Annotated in this window: 6 protein-coding genes; 1 reads left to right on the forward strand and 5 read right to left on the reverse strand. The window is 40.5% G+C overall.

Annotated features, from left to right (window positions below; all coding sequences use genetic code 11):
- Positions 1 to 58: 58 nt before the first annotated feature.
- The 5 genes from J7K40_10550 to J7K40_10570 all read right to left on the reverse strand — a co-directional run bounded on the left by J7K40_10550 (position 59) and on the right by J7K40_10570 (position 3,966).
- Positions 59 to 295, reverse strand: coding sequence for a tyrosine-type recombinase/integrase (locus J7K40_10550; protein MCD6162838.1), 237 nt, complete (start codon positions 293 to 295; stop codon positions 59 to 61).
- Positions 296 to 1,084: a tyrosine-type recombinase/integrase gene (locus J7K40_10555; GenBank protein MCD6162839.1), complete on the reverse strand. Its 789-nt coding sequence runs from the start codon at positions 1,082 to 1,084 to the stop codon at positions 296 to 298.
- A gap of 158 nt (positions 1,085 to 1,242) precedes the next feature.
- A complete protein-coding gene (locus J7K40_10560) occupies positions 1,243 to 1,413 on the reverse strand; it encodes a hypothetical protein (protein MCD6162840.1) in 171 nt (56 codons plus the stop codon).
- A gap of 147 nt (positions 1,414 to 1,560) precedes the next feature.
- Complete coding sequence (locus J7K40_10565) at positions 1,561 to 2,373, reverse strand: hypothetical protein (GenBank protein ID MCD6162841.1); 813 nt, start codon at positions 2,371 to 2,373, stop codon at positions 1,561 to 1,563.
- 420 nt (positions 2,374 to 2,793) lie between these two features.
- On the reverse strand, positions 2,794 to 3,966 hold the full coding sequence (locus J7K40_10570) for an IS4 family transposase (GenBank protein ID MCD6162842.1): 1,173 nt from the start codon (positions 3,964 to 3,966) through the stop codon (positions 2,794 to 2,796).
- A gap of 561 nt (positions 3,967 to 4,527) precedes the next feature.
- On the opposite strand from J7K40_10570, the gene J7K40_10575 reads away from it, so the two are divergent.
- Positions 4,528 to 10,710, forward strand: coding sequence for a hypothetical protein (locus tag J7K40_10575; protein ID MCD6162843.1), 6,183 nt, complete (start codon positions 4,528 to 4,530; stop codon positions 10,708 to 10,710).
- Positions 10,711 to 10,939: the final 229 nt, after the last annotated feature.

Genomic DNA, 10,939 nt, shown 5'->3' on the forward strand with positions numbered 1-10,939 from the left:
TCCGAAAGAATATCATACTTCTACCTAATTTGCAAGCATTAAGTGAACAGTATTGGGGCTAAAATAGTAAATTCCTAATAGCTTTTCTGTGAAGGTTTGGAGTAAGATGAGCATACACCATTGTTGACTGGATATCAGAATGACGTAGGAGTTCCTTCACAACTAATAAAGGTGTTCCCGTTTGAACTAAATGGCTGGCGAATGTAAGACGGCAAACATGGAGTCCAGCATTCTTGATTTTGGCTTGCTTTTCTAACTTACCGAATCTTTTAGATAATTCTTGAGTAGGATTAATTCAATGGTTATTATGAAAATCAGCAAAAACATATTGATCCAAATCAGCTTTTTTATCTTTTGGATAAACTAGTTTTAGTGATTCTAGAAGCTTTGGATTTATTGGTACTGTGCCTGGCTTTTTATTTTTTGGCACAAATTTGCCATGAGCTCTAACGTGAATTAACTCTTGTTTCAAATCAATATCTTTCCATCTTATATAATATAATTCAGAACGTCGCAAGCCAGCATAGATAGCAATATCAAGAAGGAGATCTAAAGGCGGTTCGGCTAATGTTTGTAATGATTCAATTTCCTCAAGAGAAAAATATCTGATTATCTTTGGGGTTTTTAATGGTTTGCAAGATTTTATAGGATTGCCTTTAATGATTTCCCATTCAACTGCTTTGTTTAACATAGATTTAAGCAAAGTCAGAAAATTGTTGTATAACCTTTTATTGTAATCTGACAAAATAAATATTTGAAATTGTTGAATTTTACTCGGAGATATCTCCTCAAGGAATTTTATACCTTCTCGTGCAAAGTATTCCTGTAATTGCTTAAAACGATATTTATCAGATAAATGCGTAGCAGATGATTTTGTGGTTTTGGAAAATTCAGTATATCGCCTGAAAAATTCAGGGATACTATTTTTTTGGAGTTTTTGGGGGGATGGATCATGAATACCTCTTATTATATCAGCTTCAAGTTTTTTTACTGCTGTGCCAGTAGAAACTCGAAACTGTCTGCCTTTAAACCGATAGTTTATATGCCAGTGACCATATATTCTTTTTCGAAATAATGTAGCCATACTTCAAGTTCTTCTAAGTTGTTGCTGTTGAATAGAAATAAGAAAGTAAAGGTGATAACTGATACCCTGCCCTTCTATATGATTTTGCTGTATCATTTCTACTACTCCTTTCCAAATGGTTTATATTCAAAATACTTTAATACGACTTTTTTCTCAGCCTAAAACTCACCGTTTATCATGTAACCCTTCAGCCGCTTCTTTGGCTCGGGATGATTGATAAACTGATCAATTGTTGCTGGAGCTTTACTAAACAGTCGGATAATATCCCGCCTGGTCCAGAAGGCTTCTTGCATCAGCTCATCAGGTGTTTTTCGAAGAGGTCGTGGCATGTTAACATTCCATCTTTCTTATTCCATACCAGAAAGCAAAAACGATCAAATGATAAATTGATAGATCAGGCCAATGCCGAATTAGAAATAATGTATTGATGACAACTAAAAAAAGAAGTTGATAAAACAATCAAATAGTGCTAACTTCTAAACAAGAAAAGTCCAATTCGCGCTGAACCAGGACAGAATTAGTTCAATAATATTCTCAGCTTTCATATTCTCAAGTTTTATAAGTGATGATTTGTTTACTTCAGGTAAGGTCGATGAACCAAAGAAATATACATTATCCACAACTCTGTAAGTATAATTTGTATCGTTTAAAATATAATCGAATACATTCTTTGAAGATAAATCTTTTACCGATGCTGTAACTGTACCTGCTATATTGCCATAAATAAAAATATCCAATCCTAATTTACTTGCTAAATCCTCAATTAATGATCGCAAATCAACATTGGCAACATTCAAACTTACTTTGTTTTTGTCTACATTAATACCGAAAGCGCGTTTGACTTTTCTCTCTTGCGCTGCATAAGATGAAATGTAATAAATGTTTTCATCTCGACGAAGATTAAGATTATTGGCATCTAAAACCGCGATTAAACCCTGCTCAAAATCCGCATCCCTTAAATAACCTGTGATTACCCCCGATGTTCCCTGCTCAAGCACAACATTACAGCCGCAACTGTCAATAATCATATTGATAAACTCATTTAATAGTAAATCCTTAACATTGATTGTCAGTTTGCCATCAACACAATTAACATATGTAGGTATTTCAATAGGAACAGGTTTGGTCTGAAAGAATGATATTATATTGCCTTCTTTGCTGTAAGTCAGATTGTAACGTTCCACAATAAATTGCAAAGCATCAACCAAGAGGACATTCTCCAGATATACCGAACCGATATCGATTATCTCCGGCGATACCCAGAAATTCAAGCCATGAGTTTTAGCCAAAGCAATAAGAATATCCTTAACCTTAACATCCTTGAAATCAATTAACGGAACTTTTATATCCGCATCAATAATAGGTTCTAGTGGAGGTTGAATAAGCGAATCAGCCGCAGATGGCTGAGAAATTTCCTTAGTGAAACCAAAATCACTTGCAAAAAAATAAACTGCCGACCAGAAGTAAAATCAAAAATGACCTTAGAATGGTCAAGATAAACCCCAAATTAAATACATTAAAGTTTCCTAAAACAGAAACTAATAAACAAATATTATACAGGGTTTGTCAAGGTTATTTTGAATATGGAGTTGTTAATAATCAGAATATCTTTGAAATAGAATATGCATAGAAGATATCTTGTCAATTAAAAAATGATAAACAAAAAGCTAATTATAATAAATTTAATATTTTAGGTCATTACTGTCCGGTTAAAATAATGATAATTGAAGAACCGGATCTCTGATTTTTTTCAGCGTATTAGCATTTAGCGACAAGATATCTATTAGCATAGTTCTTGCCATTAACACTTCTTTGATCATGCGGCTCAATTCGGTGATTGAATGAGCAAATTTGGTTTGATATTTTATATAAATCAGAAGCAGATAATAGCACATAGCTACCCAGACTTGCGGCATCACCGCATTCGGCGTTGTGCCTAAGAACGATTTAATCTTTAAGTTCTGTTTGATCCATTTGAAGAACAATTCTATTTGCCAACAAGACTTATAGATATTGGCAATTGTCTTAGCCGCTAAGGTAAAGTTGTTGGTAAAATACTCATAATTCTTGCCTGTTTCCGGGTCGGTGTAGCCAACGATTCGCAATCGATCGGGATAATCTTGTTTAGAATAATGCCCTTTCAACATGACAATATCATCGCGAAAAACATGTTTATTCTTTATCGGTTTATGCTGTCCGGTAATATCATAAGCCATGTTATCCTTAGCTCGAGTAACAAAATAAACACTACGTTTCTCTAAGCTATACAGCCAGTTATAGTCAATGTAAGCTTTGTCGATAGACAGGATGCTGTCCGGCAACAAAGCCAAATCTAATTTCTCCTCATCCCGGGCAACCCGAATATCGTGATGTTTACCGTCGGTCATTACCAAAAAAGACGGCAACGAACCGCTATGATAGTAGAGATAATGAAGTTTTATCGCTCCCTTGCGTTTGCGGAATACTGCCCAGGGGAAGATTGATAAACACAGGTCGATTACAGTAGAATCTAAACTTAACAAAGGATTCTTAAACCTGAACTTGTGCTTAGGGGTAACCAATCGACACTTTTCCAGAAGCTTGTAAAAAAGTCCCTCGAAAATCTCGCAAGAACGGTTGTTCATGGCATCAGATAATGTGCTTCTCTTGATATCTTTGAACCCGATATGATACCATTTGGCTCTATGAGCTTTCAAGGATATCTCAATCTCCCGTAAACTGTCTTTTCCGCCAATCTGGGAAAACAACAATACGATTAACTGTTGCCAGCTTGTAAAATATTTGGTGTAACGATTGCCGTTATATTGCTTTTCCAATTTTTCAAATTCATATCTCGGAAAAAGTCTTAGCAATTCTGTTATAATTGTATTAATTTGTCTCATGGTCTGGTTCTCCTCTGTAATTTTTAAGCTCATGGGGTATATAATCCCATTTATCGAGGATTGCCAGACTGTTTATTTATTTTTTACCGGACACTAATGTTTTTAGGTGGTTAAAAATATTCACATTTTTTCTAACAATTTTCTAACAGCGAACTTCATTTAACTTAACGGAACTCGACGGAACTTAATGCAACTTAACAGAACTAAACGCATAAATATCAACTGATTATAGCTATTTTGTTGAATAATAAAAAGTTAGCTAAAATACCTCTCCTCGAATTCCTACCTCTCCGTTTATTATGCTATAACATTAATCCGCAATTGCTATCATGCTCTTCAAAATATGTAAAATAGAAATTGACAAATAGTGTATTTATATGTATTATAAAACGTTGTGCAGTTGCAATTTCTTTTAAAATAAAAATGTACTTCAATCGAATTAACTTAACGATTAGTAATGAAGAAAAAAAATATGGCGGTTAGCAATCGTCTATGGGCAAATTAATCGCCAACTATAAATTATTTACCGAAAATAAAGCTTAAAAAATCATGGCGAGGGAAATGTCAATGAAATTAGCATTAGCGGGAATTTTCCTGATGCTGACAACAGCATTAGCGGGAGCAGGGGCATCAACATACGAATTCTCATTTGACCAAAATGCTCTTCAAAAAAGCGGCGACCAATACGGCGATTTGCTCAAACTCAAGGGATGCAATATGTCCGGTTTACCCGGCGATCCCTTCATGCCATCGAAATCAGGTCAGCTTGGCGCGCCTTTTGGTTCGCAGATAATCGATATCAAAGTTATCGATGAAAGCTGGGTTTTGCTTGACGGCAATTATGATATTCGCCCGGCGCCAACGCCTGTTCCTTTTTCCTATAGCGGTCCGATGCCAGAGATTGTGCGCAACTCCGAAATCTATTCCTCAGATAAGCCGTATCCAGCGGAAGCGTTTGTGTTCACCGGCGGCGGAAACATGCGCGGCTACGCTATGGGCGGTTTTACGGTTTATCCGTTAAGATATTATCCTCATTCCGGACAAGTGGAATTTCTGCAAAAAATGATTGTTGAGATTGAATATGCATCCGCTCAATCACGGTTTAGTCCGGCGCCGGAATTTGGCGCGGTCGCTTCATTTATGGTAGAAAATCCTGCCGAAATTACTGATATGCCGTCAATACTATCGCCTGTCGACCCTAATGATGTCAAGTACCTTATTATCACATCAAGCAGTTTAGTCTCATCATTTCAGCCCTTAGCCGATTGGTACACTCTATCAGGCTGGCCGGCTGAAATTGTAGCCTACACGTATATACAAAGCAATTATTCCGGCGCCTCAAATCAGCTTAAGGTGAAAGCCTGTATTAAAGATTATGCCGATAATAAAGGGACGATATATGTTCTTCTAGGCGGTGATGACACTATCATTCCGGATCAAAATTGCTGGGGAGCTGTCAATAGCGGCTCAACTACGGATAATACAATTCCTACGGATCTTTTCTATGCCTGCCATGATAATACATTCAACTGGAATTCCGATAGCGACAGCAGAGTAGGTGAATCTGTCGATGGAATCGATCTATATCCCGAAGTGTTTTTATCAAGGGCTCCGGTGCGCACATCCTCGCATGCGGTAAATTTCGTTGATAAGACTCTTGACTATATTAAAAATCATCCCGCATCGGGTTTTAACGACCCCATGCTTTTAAGCGGCGTCGAATTGTGGAACACCTGGAGCAGCCGTTCGGATGCCGATTGGCGATGCGAGAAAATGTGGAACGATTATATCTCGCCAAATTGGTCGGGACACAGCCGAGTCAGGTTTTATGATACCAACACAGATTTCGGCGGATCCGGTCATGATGTTACTGTCTCCAATCTAAGCGCCAAGTTTAACAGCGGTTATCACTACTTCTTTATGGCAACTCACGGCAGCCAGACTGTTTGGGGTATGGAAGGCGGCGGCGGGTTCTATTCGAGCAATGCTTTAGCTTTGACAAACTCGAATGAGCAGGGCGTCATTTATACTATGGCTTGCATTACCAACGCGTTCGATATCGAAGGAGGTTTTACCAGCGACCCCTGTTTATCTGAGGGGTTTATTCGCAATGGCAATGGCGGCGCGGTTGTCTATCAGGGAAGCAGCCGTTATGGCTGGGGCTGGAGCAACCAGTCTGATAATCATGGTCCGTCATTTCAATACGCCGATGAATTCTATACCTATTTATTCAGCGGCGCATCTCATTCACAAGTTCCTTCCGGCTATCCATACAAGATGGGCGCAGTGGCGGCCTCGCATAAGGCGGCTAAAGCATCAATATGCTACAGCGAGGATGACAGCGATGCGGTTATGAGATGGCTAACCTATTCTTTAAACTCCATAGGCGATCCCGGTATTGACCTTTTTACCGAAAGCCCCTCGACAATGAATCCGAGCTATGACAACAGCGTTTCGATTGGCAATTCCAATTTTACAGTGAGTAATTTGCCATCTAATGCCAGAGTATGCTTATGGAAAAACAGCGAGGTCTATAAGGTTGGAACTGAGTCTTCCGGAAGTGTTACCCTGCCTATCAATCCTACCTCAACAGGCGTTATGAAAGTTACGGCAACAGCTCACAATTACTGGCCTGATATAGACAGCGTGAATGTTGTCGATATATCCGGTCCTTATGTTGTTTATGACAGCCATGATATTAATGATGCCTCCGGCAACAACAACGGTTTGATAAACAACGGCGAAAGTATCCTTATGGGCATGCAGTTGATAAATATCGGTCTGGATGACGGCTATAACATTTCTGCCGTTTTATCCTCTAATGATTCATACATTAACATAACCGACAGCACAGAATCATACGGCACAATCCTCGGCAATGACGGCACCGATTATAACGCCGATGCGTTTGCGTTTACTGTCGACAGCAATGTTCCGGATAATCACACTATCTATTTTGATGTAACTGTAACCGGCAATGCGCGCGATGTATGGGAAAGCGATTTTTCAGATACTGCTCATGCGCCGGTTGTGCAATATTACTCTGTAACTGTTGATGATGCTTCCGGCAATAGCAATAACAGATTAGACCCGGATGAAACAGCTAATTTAGTTGTAACTTTGCAGAATAACGGTTCGGCATTGGCAGGCTCGGTTATCGGAACGCTTTCCGAAAGTGATTCACACATAAGCATCAGTGATGATTACGGTGTATATGGCGACATCTCAGCCAGCGGGGGGACTGCTAACAATTCTGCTAATGTTTATACGGTAACTGCTGATAGTTCCTGTCCCAACGGCTGCCAGATGACATTTGGCATCGCCGTAAGCGCCAACAATGGCTATTCAGCAAACCTTAATTTCGATTTGACTATCGGCGGCAAAACCATCATCTATCAGGATGATTTCTCAACCGATCAGGGTTGGTCGGGACTCGGCGGCAATGGCGAATGGACGATTGGACCTGCAACAGGAGGCGTCGGCGACGATGGTTACGGTGGTCCCGATCCCTCGACAGACCATAGCCCAAGCTCGGACAACCAAGTGCTCGGCAATGATTTGGGTTCCGGAACCGGCGGTGATTATAACGCCAGCTTGACTTCAACATACTGGGCAACTTCGCCGATAATCAATTGCGCTGATTATTATAATGTTGATTTCGATTTCTACCGTTGGCTTGGAATCGAAAGCGATAACTACGATAATGTCTATTTGCAGGTGTATAACGGCACGTCATGGATTGCGTTATTTGATAATGGTTCTGCAACGATAGACGAATCATCCTGGAATTTACAGGAACATGATATCTCTTTATATGCCGACCGCAATTCCGCTTTCCAAATCCGTTATGGGATTGGTACAACTGACGGTTCATGGCAGTACTGCGGCTGGAATATCGATGATATAATTATCGATGGTTATTATGACCCGATAAACCCCGACCCGGAAATCTCAATTTCACCATCAGATATTAATGACAGCTTATCGCCGGGACATATTTCATATCATTTACTTACTGTTTATAACTATGGCGTGGGAACGCTTAATGTAACTTTATCCACATCACAGTCATGGCTTGATTTCAACGGCGGACCGTATAATATCGAATATAACGACCATGTAAATATCAATGTTACCTTAGATGCCGATGGCTTAGCTCCCGGTATCCATAATGGCGAGATTGATTTCACTTGCAATGACCCGGTTACACCCAGCGGCAGCATTCCTGTAACGCTGTTCGTTTATAATCCCGAAATAGATGCAGACCCGTTATCGGTTACTGATACGCTTCGGGAAGGCGATATGCACACAAAGTATATTATATTAGAAAATACCGGCGCTGGTGTGCTTGACTATTCGGTTAGTTTTGAAACATATGTTTTGTTTGGTTTGGATAATGGCTTTCAATCAATTGAGAACAACGGAGCAAAATTAAACTCGATAAAAAATGCGAATGAAAATACTAATAAAAATGAAAAGAATATTTTATCTCCGGAAGACGGCCTAACACTTGATATTACCGATAACTGGCTAAATGTTGTGCCGCCAAGCGGCTCATTAAATGCCGGCGAGACTGATACGCTTGAGATAACTTTAGATGCCAGCAGCGAAACGGCGGGAACCTATACAGGCAATATTGCAGTGTCCTCCAATGATTACGATACTCCTGATATCGATATTCCGGTAACGATAGTGGTTACCGAGCTGCCTTACCCGGATCTTGAGCTGCTGCCAACGTCGGTTCATGATACTTTATCTCCGGGCGAACAGACTGTTCGCTATCTAACGATTTATAATCATGGCGATACAACATTATCAATTGAATTTAATACCGCCGAAACATGGCTTGAACTTGCCGACAGTCAGTTCTATGTCGAGCCATCCGACAGCGCTCTATTGGAAATCACCTTGGATGCAGCCGGTTTGTCGTTGGGGCAACATATGGGTGCAATTGACTACATCTCGAATGACCCGGATATACCAGCAAATTATGTTCTCGTTTTCCTATATGTCGGCTTACCCGAGATATCATTTTTACCGGCTTCGGTGTTGGATTCATTGTATATCGACAGCCTGGCTTTGCATGATATTGTAATTTACAATACTGGCGGAATAATGCTTAATGTTGATTTCACCTCTGCTGAGTCATGGCTGGAATTCAATGGCGGTCCATACAACATCGATGCCCAAGACAGCGCAATTCTGGCGCTAACGATTAACGCCTCAAGCTTATCTGCCGGCGATTATATCGGATATGTCGATTTCACATCCAACGACCCGAATACGCCATCGGGGAATATAGCTGCAAATCTGCATGTTTATAATCCTGATGTATACGCCTATCCTGCTTCTATAAGCGATACGCTCTTAACGGGAGAATCAATAACACGCTACATATATCTTGAAAACATGGGAGATGGGATGCTTGTGTATTCCGCATATTCGGAAACTTTCAGTTTGGTTAGCGGTAATGGTATTGAAAAGCAGGCAAACGCAGATGCTTCAATCATGAACGTTCCTGTAAATCAAAATAGAAAAACAAGCAAGAATTTAGATGGCTCCGGCAATGATATTGCTCTTGATATCACTGATGAGTGGCTGAGTGTACTGCCGGCCGGCGGGTCAATTCTCGCCGGAGAAATCGATACGCTCGAAGTTATGCTTGATGCATCAAGCGAAATACCCGGAACTTATTCAGGACAGGCTGCAATTACCTCGAATGATTACGATACTCCTATCGTAAATATCCCCGTATCGCTGGTTGTCGAGGATGCGACGATTCCTAACATTGAACTGAATACAGACGCTATCTACGACACGGTATTGGTTAGCTCATTTACTGATTTCGAGCTGATTATATCAAATATCGGGACTGCCGATCTTGATTTTAATCTTGATGATGATCAACCATGGATTTTTGCAATTCCGGAAGCAGGAAATGTTCCGGCATCCCAAGCAGATACGGTAATTATTAGATTAGATGCATTATTATTAGCCGAGGGGAATTATTCGAGCGCTATCACTGTTAATTCTAATGATCCTTTCGATTCGCAGATTATTCTGCCGATTGAATTAAATGTCATAGGTATTCCCGAAATTGAATTGAGCGCGTATTCATTTAGCGCCGCGGTTATGCCGGGCAGTACTCAGGTTAGAGAGTTGATTATCACCAATAACGGTTCCGGCGCTTTAGAATACAGCCTGTTTGATGACCAGAGTTGGTTAACGGAATACCCGGATACCGGCTCTATTGCATCTGAGGGCGCGCCGGATACGGCTGCTATTATTTTCGATGCGCTTTTACTTGAACAAGGTTCATATTATGGTCAGTTAACTGTGATTTCCAACGAGCCGGTTGATTCGATTATAAATATCGATATTACGCTGCATGTAACCGGCGATGGTTTAGCTTACCTTCCCGGCGATATCAACATGTATAATGGAATCTGGCCGCCGGCGGTTCTTGGCGCAGATGCCATCTATTTAGTGAACTATTTCCGGGGCGTCGAAACCAGTCCGGCATGTTTTCTAAATGGCTTCTGGGCATCGGCGGATGCTAATGGTGATTGTGCTGTAATTGGTAGTGATGTTACCAGGCTTGTAAACTATTTCAAAGGAAACGGTATTATTGAATACTGCCCCGAGCAGGTGCCTATGTGGCTGACAACCGATGACCTTCCTGCGGAAGCGCCGCCTAATTGGCCGGAATGCGAATCGGCAGTGTTGTTTAATGATGGAAAATAAAGCCTGATTGCGCGGTTGGATAATTAATATCTTCTTGTGTGTCTACTATTTAGACGGATCGTAGTGAAATAGGGCATCCGCCGCTGAGGACGTGACCTGCCTATCTTCTTAGCAAGCAAAATGTGTCAGTTTATCCGCCTTAGGCGGACTACGAACTGACACAACATAAATATCTTTTCACTACTGTCCGGCCTTTTTTATAGAGTTCTTAAAATAATACCCAACAATC

The organism is Candidatus Zixiibacteriota bacterium, from assembly GCA_021159005.1.
Lineage (GTDB): Bacteria > Zixibacteria > MSB-5A5 > UBA10806 > 4484-95 > JAGGSN01.